The organism is Escherichia sp. KS167_9B, assembly GCF_030295215.1.
Lineage (GTDB): Bacteria > Pseudomonadota > Gammaproteobacteria > Enterobacterales > Enterobacteriaceae > Escherichia > Escherichia coli_F.
Map to the genome: position 1 here is coordinate 1,326,558 of NZ_AP025754.1, position 15,724 is coordinate 1,342,281.

Annotated in this window: 17 protein-coding genes and 5 pseudogenes; 14 read left to right on the forward strand and 8 right to left on the reverse strand. The window is 44.8% G+C overall.

The genetic code is table 11. The annotated features are described in order from the left end of the window. The first annotated feature begins 24 nt into the window (after positions 1 to 24). The 4 genes and pseudogenes from terD to QUE34_RS06540 all read left to right on the forward strand — a co-directional run. The gene (gene terD, locus QUE34_RS06525; protein ID WP_000116680.1) at positions 25 to 603 is read left to right on the forward strand and encodes a tellurium resistance membrane protein TerD; all 579 of its coding nucleotides are present in this window, start codon (positions 25 to 27) and stop codon (positions 601 to 603) included. Positions 604 to 671: 68 nt separating this feature from the next. Continuing rightward, positions 672 to 1,247, forward strand: a complete 576-nt coding sequence (locus tag QUE34_RS06530; protein WP_000301248.1) for a TerD family protein — start codon at positions 672 to 674, stop codon at positions 1,245 to 1,247. A 422-nt stretch (positions 1,248 to 1,669) separates the two neighbouring features. Beyond that, positions 1,670 to 2,056: a TerD family protein gene (locus QUE34_RS06535; protein WP_001053349.1), complete on the forward strand. Its 387-nt coding sequence runs from the start codon at positions 1,670 to 1,672 to the stop codon at positions 2,054 to 2,056. 145 nt (positions 2,057 to 2,201) lie between these two features. Next, a pseudogene (locus QUE34_RS06540) lies at positions 2,202 to 2,352 on the forward strand (transposase domain-containing protein); the annotation flags it as partial. Positions 2,353 to 2,569: 217 nt separating this feature from the next. Here QUE34_RS06540 and iha read toward each other — a convergent pair. After that, entirely contained in the window at positions 2,570 to 4,660 is a 2,091-nt protein-coding gene (gene iha / locus QUE34_RS06545) for a bifunctional siderophore receptor/adhesin Iha (protein WP_001223350.1), read from the reverse strand. Here iha and QUE34_RS28415 point away from each other — a divergent pair. The 3 genes from QUE34_RS28415 (at position 4,599) to QUE34_RS06555 (ending at position 7,299) form a co-directional block, all read left to right on the forward strand. Then, entirely contained in the window at positions 4,599 to 4,781 is a 183-nt protein-coding gene (locus QUE34_RS28415) for a hypothetical protein (protein WP_000922604.1), read from the forward strand. The genes iha and QUE34_RS28415 overlap by 62 nt on opposite strands. Positions 4,782 to 6,112: 1,331 nt before the next feature. After that, entirely contained in the window at positions 6,113 to 6,331 is a 219-nt protein-coding gene (locus tag QUE34_RS06550; RefSeq protein ID WP_047082682.1) for a hypothetical protein, read from the forward strand. A 632-nt stretch (positions 6,332 to 6,963) separates the two neighbouring features. Then, positions 6,964 to 7,299 carry a hypothetical protein gene (locus tag QUE34_RS06555; RefSeq protein WP_001310149.1) on the forward strand — a complete coding sequence of 112 codons (336 nt, stop codon included), beginning with the start codon at positions 6,964 to 6,966 and terminating at the stop codon, positions 7,297 to 7,299. 121 nt (positions 7,300 to 7,420) lie between these two features. Here the strand turns inward: QUE34_RS06555 and QUE34_RS28550 are convergent. Continuing rightward, positions 7,421 to 7,785: pseudogene (locus tag QUE34_RS28550) on the reverse strand (DDE-type integrase/transposase/recombinase); the annotation flags it as partial. Between the two features lie 294 nt (positions 7,786 to 8,079). After that, on the reverse strand, positions 8,080 to 8,274 hold the full coding sequence (locus QUE34_RS06565; RefSeq protein WP_001004881.1) for a hypothetical protein: 195 nt from the start codon (positions 8,272 to 8,274) through the stop codon (positions 8,080 to 8,082). Between the two features lie 319 nt (positions 8,275 to 8,593). On the opposite strand from QUE34_RS06565, the gene QUE34_RS06570 reads away from it, so the two are divergent. The 4 genes and pseudogenes from QUE34_RS06570 (at position 8,594) to QUE34_RS06585 (ending at position 11,482) form a co-directional block, all read left to right on the forward strand. Further along, positions 8,594 to 8,866, forward strand: a complete 273-nt coding sequence (locus tag QUE34_RS06570; protein WP_001303898.1) for a hypothetical protein — start codon at positions 8,594 to 8,596, stop codon at positions 8,864 to 8,866. Between the two features lie 228 nt (positions 8,867 to 9,094). Continuing rightward, a pseudogene (locus tag QUE34_RS06575) lies at positions 9,095 to 9,365 on the forward strand (hypothetical protein); the annotation flags it as partial. Positions 9,366 to 9,430: 65 nt separating this feature from the next. Further along, positions 9,431 to 9,628, forward strand: coding sequence for a helix-turn-helix transcriptional regulator (locus tag QUE34_RS06580; protein WP_000958487.1), 198 nt, complete (start codon positions 9,431 to 9,433; stop codon positions 9,626 to 9,628). A 729-nt stretch (positions 9,629 to 10,357) separates the two neighbouring features. Beyond that, on the forward strand, positions 10,358 to 11,482 hold the full coding sequence (locus tag QUE34_RS06585; RefSeq protein WP_001231525.1) for a nucleotide disphospho-sugar-binding domain-containing protein: 1,125 nt from the start codon (positions 10,358 to 10,360) through the stop codon (positions 11,480 to 11,482). A gap of 141 nt (positions 11,483 to 11,623) precedes the next feature. Here QUE34_RS06585 and QUE34_RS06590 read toward each other — a convergent pair. The 4 genes and pseudogenes from QUE34_RS06590 to QUE34_RS06600 form a co-directional block, all read right to left on the reverse strand. Beyond that, positions 11,624 to 11,884, reverse strand: a pseudogene (locus QUE34_RS06590) (alpha/beta hydrolase-fold protein); the annotation flags it as partial. A 16-nt stretch (positions 11,885 to 11,900) separates the two neighbouring features. After that, positions 11,901 to 12,598 (reverse strand): IS1-like element IS1F family transposase gene (locus QUE34_RS06595; RefSeq protein ID WP_223718721.1). Its coding sequence is split into 2 segments (ribosomal slippage): positions 11,901 to 12,349 and positions 12,349 to 12,598, totalling 699 coding nucleotides; the frame shifts between segments, so codons are not numbered across the junction. Positions 12,599 to 12,653: 55 nt separating this feature from the next. Continuing rightward, positions 12,654 to 12,736: pseudogene (locus QUE34_RS28555) on the reverse strand (CPBP family intramembrane glutamic endopeptidase); the annotation flags it as partial. A 99-nt stretch (positions 12,737 to 12,835) separates the two neighbouring features. Further along, positions 12,836 to 13,294: a hypothetical protein gene (locus QUE34_RS06600; protein ID WP_001301456.1), complete on the reverse strand. Its 459-nt coding sequence runs from the start codon at positions 13,292 to 13,294 to the stop codon at positions 12,836 to 12,838. A 457-nt stretch (positions 13,295 to 13,751) separates the two neighbouring features. Here QUE34_RS06600 and QUE34_RS06605 point away from each other — a divergent pair, with 457 nt between their 5' ends. From QUE34_RS06605 to QUE34_RS06615, 3 genes are all read left to right on the forward strand, one after another. Continuing rightward, complete coding sequence (locus QUE34_RS06605; RefSeq protein WP_001167434.1) at positions 13,752 to 14,261, forward strand: UCP030791 family putative phage-derived protein; 510 nt, start codon at positions 13,752 to 13,754, stop codon at positions 14,259 to 14,261. A gap of 88 nt (positions 14,262 to 14,349) precedes the next feature. Beyond that, positions 14,350 to 14,973, forward strand: coding sequence for an ECs1377 family protein (locus tag QUE34_RS06610; protein WP_001260386.1), 624 nt, complete (start codon positions 14,350 to 14,352; stop codon positions 14,971 to 14,973). Between the two features lie 95 nt (positions 14,974 to 15,068). After that, positions 15,069 to 15,302: a hypothetical protein gene (locus tag QUE34_RS06615; protein WP_000124179.1), complete on the forward strand. Its 234-nt coding sequence runs from the start codon at positions 15,069 to 15,071 to the stop codon at positions 15,300 to 15,302. 52 nt (positions 15,303 to 15,354) lie between these two features. Here the strand turns inward: QUE34_RS06615 and QUE34_RS06620 are convergent, their stop codons facing one another. Then, a complete protein-coding gene (locus QUE34_RS06620; protein ID WP_001287881.1) occupies positions 15,355 to 15,546 on the reverse strand; it encodes a DUF4222 domain-containing protein in 192 nt (63 codons plus the stop codon). Positions 15,547 to 15,724 lie beyond the last annotated feature (178 nt).

The following is a 15,724-nucleotide window of genomic DNA, read 5'->3' on the forward strand; positions in this document are numbered from 1 at the left end:
ATTACTAATCGAAGAGGTTATTTTATGAGTGTTTCTCTTTCCAAAGGCGGGAACGTCTCCCTGAGTAAAGCAGCTCCGTCAATGAAAAATGTCCTGGTGGGCCTTGGCTGGGATGCGCGTTCAACAGACGGTCAGGACTTTGACCTGGATGCTTCAGCATTCCTGCTGGCCTCAAACGGCAAAGTGCGCGGCGATTCAGATTTCATCTTCTATAACAACCTGACGTCATCCGACGGTTCCGTAACGCACACCGGCGATAACCGCACCGGTGAGGGCGATGGTGATGATGAATCGCTGAAAATTAAACTGGACGCCGTCCCGTCTGAAGTTGACAAGATCATCTTCGTTGTGACCATCCACGATGCTCAGGCTCGTCGCCAGAGCTTTGGTCAGGTATCCGGTGCGTTTATTCGTCTGGTTAATGACGATAACCAGACTGAAGTCGCTCGCTACGATCTGACCGAAGATGCGTCCACTGAGACTGCCATGCTGTTCGGCGAGCTGTATCGCCACAATGGTGAGTGGAAATTCCGCGCAGTAGGCCAGGGTTATGCTGGTGGTCTGGCATCTGTATGTGCTCAGTACGGCATTAACGCGTCCTGATCGAAAAGTAACTTTTCATATCTGGGGCTGTTAATTCAGCCTCATTCAACTGTTTGCAGGAGCTAAAAATGGCAGTTTCTCTCGTAAAAGGCGGCAACGTATCTCTGACCAAAGAAGCACCAACCATGAATGTCGCTATGGTTGGCCTGGGCTGGGATGCCCGTGTAACCGATGGTCAGGGTTTTGATCTGGACGCTTCCGTATTCGCAGTAGGTGAAGACGGTAAAGTACTGTCAGATGCCCATTTCATTTTCTTCAATAATAAAACCAGCCCTGATGGCGCAGTAGAGCACCAGGGCGACAACCGTACCGGTGAAGGCGACGGCGACGATGAGCAGGTCAAAATCGATCTGACCAAAGTCTCAGCAGACATCAAAAAACTGGTATTTGCCGTTACCATCTATGATGCAGAAGCGCGTAAACAAAACTTCGGCATGGTGAGCAACAGCTTCATGCGCGTTTACAACAACGACAACGGGACGGAAATTGCCCGTTTCGATCTGTCTGAAGACGCCTCAACCGAAACCGCAATGGTCTTCGGTGAACTGTATCGCCATGGTACTGAGTGGAAGTTTAAAGCTGTTGGCCAGGGTTTTGCCGGTGGTCTGTCAGCGCTTGCTTCCCAGCACGGCGTCAATGTCTAAAAGACGCTGAGTCTGACCCCGGCAATGCCGGGGTTTTTTTTGGGTATCGATCCGCTATCAACGGGTGAATATGGGAAAGGGGGGGGGCAGAAAGCAGAGCTATGTTAATTCTGGCATGAACCTTTTATGCAGGCCCCGGGTTTATCTGTGGTTGCTGGTTAAAGCCAGTATTCCGTGTCTGATATCAACAGCATGCCCTTCGGATATATGTTACTTTTGCGACTTATGAAGGAACGGGCCCTGGAAAATAAGATACCCGGTCAATGAAAATTCAAATTCAACAGGTATAGAAACTTCAGCGTTATGAAAAATGGTGTCATACCATATTTACGCCTCACCGAATATCCAGCGTCCAGAACTAAGCCTAGGGAACATATATAAACGCTGCGCATTAATAATAATCAAAAATCAGGAGAGTTAATATGAATTTACAATCCGGACAAAACATACCCCTTCAGCAATCTACGATCAGGCTGAATCTTCAGTACCCTGCCAAATCCGGCTTTAAAGGCGAACCCGATACCTGCCTGTTCATGCTTAATGCTCAGGGAAAGGTCAGTGGCGATTCTGACTTTATCTTTTATAATAATTTGTCTTCTCCTGAGGGGGCAGTCAGGCTCGTTACCGGTTCGCAGCAGGCCAGCATTGAGATAGCACTGGATCGTGTTCCGGCGAACGTCAGTAAAATTGCGATCACCGTTGTCATTGATGGTGAAGATACCATCAGTTCAGGCTGTACGCTTACTGACAAAATGGCGATTGAGAAGGTGCAATTGACTTATTTGGATTTGGTCGTGGCGAGGTGGTGACCCTGCATTCTGCTAACCGGGTTATGAGTCAGGAGTCAGCGATAGACAAAGGGACTTATCTGACCGGGCCCCTGGAAAAATGGCGGGAGAGAATGATACCTTCCTGCTGACGAGACCGGACTTTGAGATGACGAGCGATAGTGCGGCAGTGATGTACAGCCTGATCGGTAGCTGCAAAACTTAACGGAATCGAGCCGGAAACGTGGCTACGCCACGTGATCAGTGTAATCAACACCTGGCCTGCCAACCGCATGAAAGAGTTGTTGCCCTGGAACGTCACTCTCTCTGTAAACTAATTTTTACCCCACGTCCTTCACGGTGCGCTTACACTCTGGACAAGTATGTAAATGATAAGTTAAAAATAATCCGTGCATTTCCTGTGACGATATTAGTTGTTGGTAACGAAATCTCATTAGCGGATCGGAAATGCACTTAACCTAATACGTTGCCACTGTTCCGCCAGGAGTTGCAGTGGCAACGTATTCTACCGTCAGTGATAGCGTTTTGTTATTATCAGAACTGATAGTTCAGCGACATCCAGTAATTTCGCTCAGGTATCACATATCCTGTTGTTGATGATCCCGTCTGGAAGTAATCACCGGCATACAGCGTACTCTTACCGGCACTGTACAGGCTCACGTCACTGTAATCCTTGTTGAGCAGGTTATTCACCGCAGCATTCAGCGTCAGGGCATCCGTCATCTTCCACGACAGACCTGCATCCACCACCGTCCAGGCTTTCAGGTATTCTCCTTTCTCATCATACACTTTCTTCTGTACAGCGCTCAGTGACGAATAATTCTGGGTGAAACGTGGTGTTTTCCCGCGATAACGGGCACCCAGCCATGATGCCACCTCTTCGGTGATCTGCCAGTTCAGTTTCGCATTCACCATGTGTTCAGGGGTATAACTCAGCGGCGCACCTTTGTTATCACCATCACGTTGTTCACTTCGGGTCCAGGTGTAATTCAGTGACAGCGTGACATCCTCTGACCACAGCGGCAATGTGCCGGCAAATTCCACACCGTGCAACCGGGCCTTTCCGCTGTTTACATAGCTATTGGTGTTATCATTTATGGAATAAGAGACAATCTTGTTGGAGAAGTCAGTCATAAAACCTGTGACATTGGCATTCAGACCGGCGGGGTTATCGTAATACACCCCAGCCTCATAACTGACGCTCTCTTCCGGCTTCAGGTCGGGGTTACCAAGTAGATTTGTTTTTCCCTGCCCGGACACACCACTAATCCCTTTATGTAGCTGCCCCATTCTGGGTGCCTTATATCCCGTGGTCACACCGCCTTTCAGCGTCCAGGCATCTGCCACATCCCAGACCAGATATGCACGCGGACTGAAGTGTCCCCCGAATTGCTCATGATGTTCATAGCGGCTGCCCGCAGTCAGCGCAAGTGCATCCGTGAGATGCCACTCATCCTCAGCAAATACCGACCAGCTTTTCTGCCGGAAAGTTTCACCTGTGCTGGCAAGGACAACTCCGTCTTTCATGGACGAGCTCTGAAACTCGCCCCCCACCGTAACCAGATGAGATTCTCCCAGAGGGGTAAGCAGTAATGAATTCAGGATAAGGTTCGATTCCTTAAGCTCCCGCGGCTGACCGGCAAGCCCCCATTTGTCGCGCTTCAGTACACTGCGTACAAGCTCACGACCTTTATTTTCTGTCTCGTTCCAGTTCAGATACGATTTCCATGTTCCGAAGGTGAAAGTATGATCATAGCCAGCTGAAATTTTGTTTCGCTCATAGCGCAGGGTCCGGTCATATCCCCCCGTCAGACTCCCCAGTTGCCCATCCCGGTTATCATAACGCTGCCGGGTGGTATCCATATCAAACCAGAGCACATCCTGCTCCGACGCCTTCCAGTCAAGACGTGCACCAAGATTATAATTCTGTGACTCCGTGGGATAAGGAATACGCGTGGCTGCTGTATCGCTCAGTGATGTGACCGATGAACCCTGACGCTGTTGTGTGCTACCGCGTACCTGCAGGCTGACAGAATCATCCACAAGGGGACCACTGCTCCAGAAATTAAACTGGCTGCTGTTACCCCATTTGTTGCTTTCCTGCAGATTCAGCCCTGCATTGACGGAAGAGAGCCATTTGTCTGCATTCTTTCTGGTAATGATATTCACCACACCGCCCATCGCATCAGAGCCATACAGTGTGGACATCGGCCCCCTGATAACCTCAATACGCTCAATGGCGGCCAGAGGGGGCATGAACCCGGTATTCATGGCAGAAAAACCGTTGGGAGTCACGTCACTGCTTCCGCCCTGACGAACACCATCAATCAGTATCAGCGTGTAACTGGCTGGCATTCCTCGGATGCTGATTTCCAGCCCTCCGGTTTTACCCGTACCACTTTCAACATCCACACCCTCTACTGATCTCAGAGCCTCCGCCAGATCGTGGTACTGGCTGGACTGCAATTCCTCCTGGCTAATCACAGAAACACTGGCGGCTGCGTTAGTCAGCTTTTTCTCATAGCCGGATGCCGAGACAATCATCACATCCTCTGCAGCAGCTATGCTGCTGGCTGAAAATCCGAGACAGGGAATGACTACGGAAGCCAGAGTGGTTATTCGCATATTACTAATCTCCGATCATGTTAACCGGCAAGACAATACACAAATACAAACAATAATGAGAATAATTTATATTTGCCTTTTACAAAAAATAAAGATTATTGACAAAACCAAATATAAATAACGACTGCCTCGGCATGCCAGTTAACAGCTATCCGTATGGCGTGTTCGGTTTTGCGAATAAAAAATGGTTACTGTAGAAGCGGATTTCCACCACATGTCAACCATGAATGGTCAGTGATGCGAGACGACTGGGATGATTTGGTCGATGACTTCTTCCGGCGAATACTGATAGAAACATTGAAATATTGTAAGAGAAAGCGTTCAAAATTCTGTGGCACGTGAAAAATTCTACAGCGTCATCACCTTATTCAGTCGACCTTCAAAATAAACGTTTAACAGAGACAATCACCATTTGGATTGTCCGCTGAGGAGGCGAACAATTTCCTAGACAGCTTTATCATGTCAGCCCACATTGTTGGCGCTGGCAATACTAAGGACAAACGATGGGGAAGTAGCTTTTTAGCGTTATTTTCGGGAGTAAAAAACGTGGTATCTTTCCGTATGTCAGTTGTATCTTGCTGGTATTCGTAGTCGTGATAAGGCATACAACGATATTTATCTTGACGTTAGTGAAGAATAAGTTGTTTTGTGATCTATGTTAATCTGGGATTACAATCCGGGCTTGATACATCGCATCACGACTTTTATTCTCTTCAGAATAGAATATGTTACTCCCCGCTTTACAGGCTCAGGATTTGAATTACAAATTATACTTTTAAGTGAACAATAACCAAGGGTATTTCTTATTTCCTGAAACCAGGCTTGGCCCATTTCGGGATGAGTTTGAAAAAACTCTTGACGCATACGATAGTGATGAAATAAACGAAACAAATTACGTCAACAAACTCAGGCGTCTTGCCTGACATGCTCCTGACATCATTGATATTCACGCTCATCTGGCATATGCATTTGCGCTCTTTATGCTGCAATTCTGGCGAATGTTCATTTACAGCGTCATCAGGATGCCGTTATACTCATTGATAAAATACTAACATATAACCCTGAGAATAATCAGGGAACACGCTGGTTACTGGGGGCGGAATTGTTACGTGCTGGCAAGCATGGCAGGGCTCTGTACGTATTGACAGGACATGTCAATGAATTTCCCCCCTACTGGTACGAGCTTGCTCTTTTACATTTTATGAATGAGGCATATATTAATGCTGCAACGGCATTTCGATATGGATTTTTAACAAGTATATATTGTTGAAATGCTTTGTTAGAATCTTTATCCATTCCCTAGGGCTGTATAGTATGATTTTTCAGGTATTTCTGAATACTGCCAAATATTATTGCAAAATATTCTCTAAATTATGAATTAAATATCCATAAGCATTATTGCCTGGGAACTGGACATATAATTACTCTTCTGTGCTAAAGGAACGTTCTGAAATGTTTAAGTATGCAGAGATGTTGATGGCGGAAGAAGATGATAAAGTATGTGAACTTATTTTTAAACAACAAGATAATTTGATTTTAAAAATAAATGTTAGATTTCCCAGAATAATTATAAAGAAATACCGAACATTACAAGGTAAAGTCGTATGGCTATGGATATCGCCATTTGTTATTGAATGGTTAATTGTGTGTACTTTGGGTGTAAACAGTTAGCTTGGTAAAAGTAAATATCCTGATTGTTGTTTGTTAAGGAGTGAGATGCCTGTGCGTCTGGTGTCTATTATATTCCCAATATTATTGGCGCTATTCTTGCTGGCGTAGGCATCGCCATACTATGAATATTGTGTTTGTCGTGATTCAATTTTTATTTATAACCTCTACCCGGAGCAAATTCAGGTAGGTCATGCATAAAAATATCTTTCTATACTACGAAAATTATTTTTGTGAAAGTATTGACAACGCTAACTATTTTTAATTATATATTCATGATGCTCTAGGCATCACATTTTCTCCATGGGGTATTCCCTCCGCCGGCACTATGTGTTGCTGGCGTTTTTTTATCAATTCTTACTTTTTAATCCCACTGTCCTTTCCACCAGAAACATACCTCGTTTCTACTGTATTTTGAGAATATAGTTCCCAGAATGCCAATTATATATAATACGTTGTAATATATGTATTCCAATTAAAGCCGTTATTATAATAATTATCATATATGGTTATTTTCATATTGATTTCGTCAGAAATAGAAAATGCTGATGATGAATTGTGAATAATCAAACTGACCTCTAATTATCCTGTATGGAGTAGTGCTTATTTTCGACTCAATTTCTACTGATTAGATTATGGTTATCAGTACAGTGGGTTATGAAAAACGGACTGGATCTGCCAGCAGTGCTTCTATTATTATTCAAAAAGAACTTCAGCCGGACAATGCTATAATCCAGGGAAAGGCTATAAGCTCTGTTGGACGGAATGTGGAAATCAGCACTGGTAAAAGGGGAACTGACATTAACACAAGAAGGATTCCTGCAAGCAACTGCTTATCTGCCCGGAACGCAGAATTAAAGCATAACCACACAGGAGCCAGAATACTGTGGTCGTACGCATTCAGTATTGTGACAACTAATAGAAATAAAAATCTGGCCGGTGCGAATATTAAACGATGCGATACCGTATAGTGTAAGTCAAAAGTAACGGGGTATTTAAACCATCTTTTTATATTTATTTAACATAATGCAGATTCTGATGTATTAGTTCAGTTGTTCGCCAGAATCAGCGCTCGATCACTATGCGTTTTAGCAGTGTGCTGAAGAAGTTCTTCATCACTGCGTTATTCAGACCGTTTCCTTTGTGCGGCATATTTTGTGCTACTCCATGGGGCTTTAACTTTGCCTATAGCCTGCAATTCGATATTGCCAACCCTGATCCATATGCAGCGACGGGGCATCCTCTGGCCGGGCACTGTGAATGCATCGTATAGCATCGTATTAACGATGCTCCATCACCGACCTTTCTGACAAGCTGTAGGAGATAATTTCCCGGTTAAACAGATCGGAGAACTGGCGACAGGTACCACTTTTCCCCTGTACCGAGAACTCTGTAACATCCGCTCCCATTTTTCGTTGGCCTTTGTCAAAGTTCCGGCTCAGGATATTGGGCGCAGATCACTTATTTGGTGGACACCACTTTGTCGGATGCTTCAGATTATGACCAGATGGATTTCGCTGGACGCTTACGATTACATGCACCATATTGTCAACGATTACGCCACTGAGTGTATGACACACATTAAAGCGTTAGGCTCAGGCCTTATTACAATGTCATGCTAGTGTGCTTGTACGCCGTAAATATCTGCATGATACCAGAATGACCGGCAAACTCGTCAGTGGATATAAAGAAAATCAAGTGCGCTGATAACGATGCCACATCTGTGGTTGGTGGCAATATGCAGATTGTTGTTATTTGTCTTCATTGCATTCTAAGAAGTGTTTCTTATCAGACCTGATTTTTTTGCCATTATTTTTAATGAGGTCTTCAAGTGGAAAATAGGTTAGGCGTTCATGTGGCAGCGCGGCACGTCCCCATTTAGTGGCAAACTCCCGTTGGCGTGCCTGTAACAGTTGCTCCAGCCTTTTTATTTTGTTCTCATTCATCCGGTTTTCCTCGTATGCTGCATCACACCACTGTGCTAATGAAAAATGTAATCAGTGTGGTGGACGTGTTTTATCCGCATTGGAATTGTCGTCAACTAAAGGAGATGAGGCCCGTTTGTATCGCAATGGGTCTATGGCGCTCATGCCCGTTTGCTGTTCGATAATGGCTTCTCTGAGCATACGGTGTTGCAGTTCTCGTAAAAACTTTGCGTCTTCTGGTGATAAATCCATTGTTATTACTCGTAAAGCAATGCGCTGTAGTGCCTTACGCTACCGCGCTGATGGTTCTTATCCGTTTTATTGAATCGGAGAACAAACTGTGAGCTATCAGCCTGGTGGTCTGGTTTTGCCTGATTTAAGCCGCCGTGGGTATTTGTCCAAGAATGCTTCAAGCTCCAATCGTTTTGGCCTGGTGAATGGAGATGGGTTAAGCAAAGACTCTCGTTGCTGGTGTACTTTTTCGCGCTGGCGCTCAAGCATGGATAATGCGATTGCCTGTAGTTCTTCGTTAGTCATTGTCTGCACCTGGGAAGCAATTTACCGGAGTACCTCACACTACGGCAAAAATGTTTTATTGTTGCAACTTGCGTAATTATTCAGGTCAGTTTGGAACGCACTGTATAAACATAAATAACCTGATACTGTTGTGTGTTTTCAAAGAAAACACAGGTATTTTTCACATAAACCTTCCCCTTTTCATATCCGACCACTTAATCAAAAAACGGTTTTATACTTGTTGCCCCCACTGGGGTCATCTTGGGTGACTTTTAACGTCAGGTGACGCATTGTCACTTCAGACCTGCTACCTATACGCCGGAATATAATGGTCAGAGAGGCATATTTCGACGCCCCTAATCTGGGGCGTTTGATTCAGGATGTCTGGAACAATCCGGGCTTTGTGTCACCGGGCGCATCAAAGCTGTACCACCCGGGATGTGGCGCTGGATCGTCATTTACCGGACTGCGAAGACATACTTAAAGAGGTGATATGGGCGTTCAGTGATTTTGTCCGCGATAATCGTGGTGTGTATGATCCGGAAGCCCGTTACCCCGCCGGTAATCCCTGGTATCCCGTAACAGGCCAGTTCTGAAAGCACAGCTCAGTAGATTTCCCGCATTCGCACAATCTTCATAAATCTCACAGGACATTCTGACCATGTTGACTACAACAAGCCACGACAGCGTATTTCTGCGTGCCGATAATTCCCTGATCGACATGAACTATATCACCAGTTTCACCGGTATGACCGACAAATGGTTTTACAAGTTGATCAGTGAAGGCCATTTCCCTAAACCCATCAAACTGGGGCGCAGCAGCCGCTGGTACAAAAGTGAAGTGGAGCAGTGGAAGTGAAGTAGAGCAGTGGATGTAGCAACGAATCGAGGAATCCTGGGGGGCAGCAGCATGAAACGTGTTGTAATGCCGGTACGCTGGCAATGTGCAAAATGCCAGCGCTGGTATTGTGGAACCCGGCCCTGCCCTTGGTGCTGGCGATATTCCCGTTCATCTTCCTGCTGATACCTTCCGTTCAGCAGCGGGTTGTTATCCCTTCCTGACTGATTCGTCATTCCATTCTTATTGATTAGAACTGGCATTACACCGGTGCCGGCGTGCTTTCCTGCGTGTCTGCGCCGGTTCAGTAAATTAGAAAAGAAACATTTGTCAGCGCCAGTGATATAAGGCGTAACGGCTAACAATCTTGGCGTTAATACATTCCGAGCAAATAACCGAAGCGTTACTTTTAGTGACGGGGTTATCCAATACTTTTCTAGTCAGTGTTTAGTATTTATGCAAGCGATATAAGTAGTCACCGCTTAGACTATTGACATTCATGATGCCTGTTAATTCAAATTTCAGGTATGATCAGTCATTTATTGTTGTGATACTGATTCCGCTAGTTTAGCATAACTGTCCTGCAAATCATTGTTCAAAAAAGAAAGCTCCTACAAACTGTATCCTGAATCTCTACCAGAAGATAATATACTTGGTTATTTTTGTGCATAAGCTCACATAAAAATAATATTAATTATGTTTTCTTAGAGATAGAAAAATAAACAGGTAAGCAGAAGACGGACTTTTTTAATGCGAAAACGTATTCTTTTTATTGGCCCACCGCTGTACGGTTTGTTATACCCATTGATTTCTCTGGCTCAGGCCTTTCGTGTAATTGGACATGATGTAGTAATTAGTAGCGCTGGCAAATTCGCGAATAAAGCAGCAGAAGCTGGACTGGTTGTTTTTGATGCAGTTCCAGGTTTAGATTCAGAGGCTGGATATCGCCATCAGGAAGAGTTGAGGAAAAAAAGTAATATTATTGGTCATTTCTCTTTTTTTAGCGATGAAATGGCAGATAACCTCATCGATTTTGCAGGAAAATGGAGGCCAGATTTAATAGTCTATCCCCCTCTTGATCCGGCAGGCCCATTGGTTGCTGCTAAATATAGAATTCCTTCAGTGATGCTGGCTGTTGGATTCGCGCATACATCTGCCCATATTCAGATGTTAAACCGTTCTTTAAGCAATGCTTACAGGCGGCATGGAGTCAGCGGTCCACTATGTGATTTAGCATGGATTGATGTTGCTCCCCCAAGTATGAGCATTCTTAAAAATGCTGGAGAACCGGTTATCTCAATGAGATATATTCCTTATAACGGAGGTGCTGTAAAGGAAACATGGTGGGACAGGGATTCTGATCGGAAACGTTTACTTATCAGCCTTGGCACTGTAAAACCAATGGTTGATGGTCTGGAGCTGATTTCATGGGTTATGGATTCTGCAAATGAAGTTGATGCTGATATCATTTTGCAACTTGCAATAAATGCTCGTACTGGTTTACGAAAACTACCATCAAATGTACGTCTGGTTGACTGGATACCTATGGGTGTATTCCTTAATGGAGCTGATGGATTTATTCATCACGGTGGCGCAGGTAATACCCTGACAGCGCTGTATAGTGGAATACCACAGATTGTGTTTGGCGAAGGTGCAGATCGCTCTGTTAATGCAGAAATTGTTGCGAAGCGTGGGTGTGGGATTATTCCGGACAAGCATGGACTGACCAGTGATTTGGTAAATCGCCTTCTTTATGATGATTCACTACGCTTCTGTTCAGATCAGGTAGCCGCTGAAATGGCTGAACAACCCAGTCCTGCAGAGATTGCAGAGGTTTTGATGAGAAAATTAAAAAACAACGGGAAACAATTGTAGCGTATTGCTGAAATTTTCAACGAGAAATGTTATGAGTAATATAATGTCCTTCATCACATAAATGAAGGACATCACTAAATAAATGAGATAGTCTCCCATAATAATATTGCAGAAAGAGTTATCTGACGATAAAACGATATTTTACACAGAGTTATTATTTGATACCTTCCTGCAATTATAATTTGCTAATTCATCAATAATTGCTCCGCGCCACCAGGCATAATCGTGACCACCGGTATAGACAGTGAGGTTACTTTCCAAACCAGCTGCGATTAACGAATGATGCAATCGCTGAACATGTGAGACGGTTGTACCTTCTAAAGAACCGACTCCAAGTCGAATATTTACATCTTTCGGAGGCGCTGAAAGTATCTGCTCACTTACCCAGGAGGTATTATTCTCAGGTAATGACTCCAACTTACTGATAGTGTTTTATGTTCAGATAATGCCCGATGACCTTGTCATGCAGCTCCACCGATTTTGAGAACGACAGTGACTTCCGTCCCAGCCTTGCCAGATGTTGTCTCAGATTCAGATTATGTCGCTCAATGCGCTGAGTGTAACGCTTGCTGATAACGTGCAGCTTTCCCTTCAGGCGTGATTCATACAGCGGCCAGCCATCCGTCATCCATACCACGACCTCAAAGGCCGACAGCAGGCTCAGAAGACGCTCCAGTGTGGCCAGAGTGCGTTCACCGAAGACGTGCGCCACAACCGTCCTCCGTATCCTGTCATACGCGTAAAACAGCCAGCGCTGACGTGATTTAGCACCGACGTAGCCCCACTGTTCGTCCATTTCAGCGCAGACAATCACATCACTGCCCGGTTGTATGCGCGAGGTTACCGACTGCGGCCTGAGTTTTTTAAGTGACGTAAAACCGTGTTGAGGCCAACGCCCATAATGCGTGCACTGGCGCGACATCCGACGCCATTCATGGCCATATCAATGATTTTCTGGTGCTTACCGGGCTGAGAGGCGGTGTAAGTGAACTGTAGTTGCCATGTTTTACGGCAAGGAGAGCAGAGATAGCGCTGATGTCCGGCAGTGCTTTTGCCGTTACGCACCACGCCTTCAGTAGCGGAGCAGGAAGGACATCTGATGGAAATGGAAGCCACGCAAGCACCTTAAAATCACCATCATACACTAAATCAGTAAGTTGGCAGCATTACCAGAAAATGATAAGGTAAACATTGAAAAGCAGCCGACTGATGACTGTTTTTTATAGTTGCATTTTTATTTTTTGTTATTTTCATTTATATTCCCTTACTTGTCGTTTAAAATTCTTCTATATAACAGGAAGAGGTAACCATAGAATGAACGTTTATTTTCCTGTATCAGAACAGCCATAACTTTTATTTTATAGTTGTTATCAGTGAATGAATGCAACCTAATAGAACAATGAGGAAAACAATGGAGAAAAAGCGACGGACCGGACGCCATAGTTCATATTCTCGTGTATCAGCCTCACGTATCAACCTTTCTGAAATGGTTTCGGTTTCTTTTCCTCGCACCAGAATATGTCTGTAATATTTCCTCATGACATATACCGAAAACTGAAACCAGATTAATATGGATGGACACACAACACATAAACTTCTGATGATATCACCCGGGAAAGTATCTTGGGCGGGTAAAAGAAAGTCATATACTCTGGATAAAATCATCATCGAGATAAATGAGACGCCAGCACCTATCCAGTATTCGATATGAGAAGATGCTGCATTATATGCGTCAGTAAAATTTTTCTTTCTTAATGAAGGTGGAAGTGCTGAAAGTTCAGGAATACGTTTTCTTGTCCAGTATATTTTCATATAGTAACTCATATAAAAAGTGTTCTACTTTACTATGATGATGACGATTTATAAAAGGCTTATAATGACTACTTCTCCTTTCATTCTCGAATTTCACGATAATGATAGAGATAATCATTATCAATTGATAGTATCAGTAATTTTGACTTACATCACACTTTCATGGTTTAATCAGGTGATTGATTTAATGAAAAGAGTGTGTTTGTGGATGTATTGTGTATATGTCCTACCGGGCATCTGTTCTTACATTAATTAATATATTGCTATTTAAGTATTGGTAGTATTGTCAGTAACATTCTTTTGGTTAATTTAGTTATTATTCCTCACTGATTAATTGTCCTTCCGTTCTTATTGTTTGTAACTTGTGTTTGTATCGTACCTTTCAGGTGTTGATGCGCGCTTTACTGTGTCTGCACCGGCTTGACAAAATTCAACAGGGGTTGAAAAGGAACATTTCGTGCAAATAACCGAAGCCTTAATTTCAGAGCCGGGGGAAATCCGGCGTTTTGTTCAGCAGGCGGTGGACCACTGGCCAAATCTGTTGGCATTTCACTTCACGCTCTATTCGGCAGAAGGAATCTATGGTCAACAGATTCAGACATTTTGTAGTTCCTTTCACCGACGGGTACACGAACGTATTACGGAGCATAATCACACGGTCAGCCCATCAGCGCCGGTGGTATTACGCTGGTTGCGGGAACAACATGAAGGAGCACAGATACGATGTCTGTTGCTGCTCAGCCAGACGAGTATTTGCCATCCGCGAGTCGGCGTCATGGCTGATGAAGAATGTGCGCAACTGGTGGATTTACTGCAACAGACCTGGTCGGTGATAAGTGCTGGCGGACAATGCCGGGTGGAAAGATGTTTTCGGGTGGCCCGGCCTGGTTCATCAGGGCAATACGTGGCGTTAAAAACGGCTGTTCAGTCCTTTATGTCGCAGGTTATTGCAACAATCATCCGGTGATTGTCGGGAGGAATATCAATGCTTCCGTTAATTTTTACTGGCTGATAAAGTTTTGTCTGCTGAATCTTTATACGGAATTCCTTTCAGTATGCGTACACGAATTGACTATCTGGCGGATAAATACTGTTTTACAGAACGGAACGAATCCCCCCGTCTTCGCCGGCAGTGGCAGGATGTTCTGGAGGAGTGCCGGCAGACAGAGGCCGGGCCAGAAGAACGGTTGCGTATTGCACTGCTGAATGTGGATTACGTCACCAGTTTTGAACTGCCTTTTCGCTTGCTGCTTACCCGTACACCGCAATTGATTGCCGCGCTGCGTGAAGAATGGGGCATCAGCCAGAAAAATGTGGTGTTTAACGATAAACGGTTTGGCTGCGTGTACAGCCTGAAGGCCAGCCTTTCTGGTGTGCCGGATACATACCGGTATCATCTGTCTCACCGTATTCGTCGCGTGGTTGGGAATGAAAACACATCATTGCCATATCAGCAGGTTGCCCGGGAAGTGAAAGCGCCCCGTGAACGGCTGAAGTATGCACTGGAGGCGGGTTTACTGGTGACTGCACTGGACGGCCTGTTCTGGTTTGGCAGTCAGCGTATTGCGGCTGATGTTCTGAGGCTGAGAAAGGCCGGAATGCCGGTGGTGACCACGACCGTGGAGGTGCACGATAACCTGACGGGAACAACCCGCAAAGTACCGGCATACCATCTCTGATACAACCATCAGGGGGAATATTGCTCTGGCAGCAGCAGTATGACATTCTTTATACTTTATCCCCGTGCCTGAAAACATGTGCTAAGGAAACGGGAATGGCAAGGTCCGATTATGATATTATCAATCTGTCTCTGGAACATGAACTGAATGAGTGGCTGGCAGAGAGAGGTTATGCCGGACTGGTGGATAACCGGAATCGCCTGGCAGAAGTTGTTACCCGCAAATTGCAGGACAGCTTTTATATAAACGTTTCCAGGGATGCGCTGAACACGGCATACAGTGAACACCCGGAGTGGTTTTCTGGGCTTGTCTCCGGGGATGAGAATTAATAAGTGGATTATGCTGCTATCAGGTAGTGTGATTGCCGGCAGGGATTTCGTTTTATTCTGTTTCTTCCCGGGGTTCGGGTTTGAATTTTCCCAGAAAGTTGTACATCGGTCGCATGCAGGGATGCGGATAGCCGTCCTGCATAAACACCACCCGGGTTTCCTCAACACTGGTCAGGGTGACAAGCGCACCATGATCGTCTTTGTATCGCTGATTGACTTTCGGTAATGGAACATCTTCTGACATAAATTTTAGTACGGTAACAGTTAACTAAATTTTCATGTGGTAGCACTGAATCAGGAGACTGCGTTTCCTGATGTGCGCTGTTAATTTTCTGTTTTTACGAAACATTTTCCCCTTCTTCCTGTGTATTTTATTGCGCTCCTCCTTTCATGTCCTTCCCATATCCTGAAACTCACTTAAA

What these genes read in the sequence shown, in the direction of transcription:
- terD (WP_000116680.1), top strand. Translation starts at nt 25, where the DNA reads ATGAGTGTTTCTCTTTCCAAAGGCGGGAACGTCTCCCTGAGTAAAGCA.
- QUE34_RS06530 (WP_000301248.1), top strand. Translation starts at nt 672, where the DNA reads ATGGCAGTTTCTCTCGTAAAAGGCGGCAACGTATCTCTGACCAAAGAA.
- QUE34_RS06535 (WP_001053349.1), top strand. Translation starts at nt 1,670, where the DNA reads ATGAATTTACAATCCGGACAAAACATACCCCTTCAGCAATCTACGATC.
- QUE34_RS28415 (WP_000922604.1), top strand. Translation starts at nt 4,599, where the DNA reads ATGCTGCTGGCTGAAAATCCGAGACAGGGAATGACTACGGAAGCCAGA.
- iha (WP_001223350.1), bottom strand. Translation starts at nt 4,660, where the DNA reads ATGCGAATAACCACTCTGGCTTCCGTAGTCATTCCCTGTCTCGGATTT.
- QUE34_RS06550 (WP_047082682.1), top strand. Translation starts at nt 6,113, where the DNA reads ATGTTTAAGTATGCAGAGATGTTGATGGCGGAAGAAGATGATAAAGTA.
- QUE34_RS06555 (WP_001310149.1), top strand. Translation starts at nt 6,964, where the DNA reads ATGGTTATCAGTACAGTGGGTTATGAAAAACGGACTGGATCTGCCAGC.
- QUE34_RS06565 (WP_001004881.1), bottom strand. Translation starts at nt 8,274, where the DNA reads ATGAATGAGAACAAAATAAAAAGGCTGGAGCAACTGTTACAGGCACGC.
- QUE34_RS06580 (WP_000958487.1), top strand. Translation starts at nt 9,431, where the DNA reads ATGTTGACTACAACAAGCCACGACAGCGTATTTCTGCGTGCCGATAAT.
- QUE34_RS06585 (WP_001231525.1), top strand. Translation starts at nt 10,358, where the DNA reads ATGCGAAAACGTATTCTTTTTATTGGCCCACCGCTGTACGGTTTGTTA.
- QUE34_RS06600 (WP_001301456.1), bottom strand. Translation starts at nt 13,294, where the DNA reads ATGAAAATATACTGGACAAGAAAACGTATTCCTGAACTTTCAGCACTT.
- QUE34_RS06610 (WP_001260386.1), top strand. Translation starts at nt 14,350, where the DNA reads ATGCGTACACGAATTGACTATCTGGCGGATAAATACTGTTTTACAGAA.
- QUE34_RS06615 (WP_000124179.1), top strand. Translation starts at nt 15,069, where the DNA reads ATGGCAAGGTCCGATTATGATATTATCAATCTGTCTCTGGAACATGAA.
- QUE34_RS06620 (WP_001287881.1), bottom strand. Translation starts at nt 15,546, where the DNA reads ATGTCAGAAGATGTTCCATTACCGAAAGTCAATCAGCGATACAAAGAC.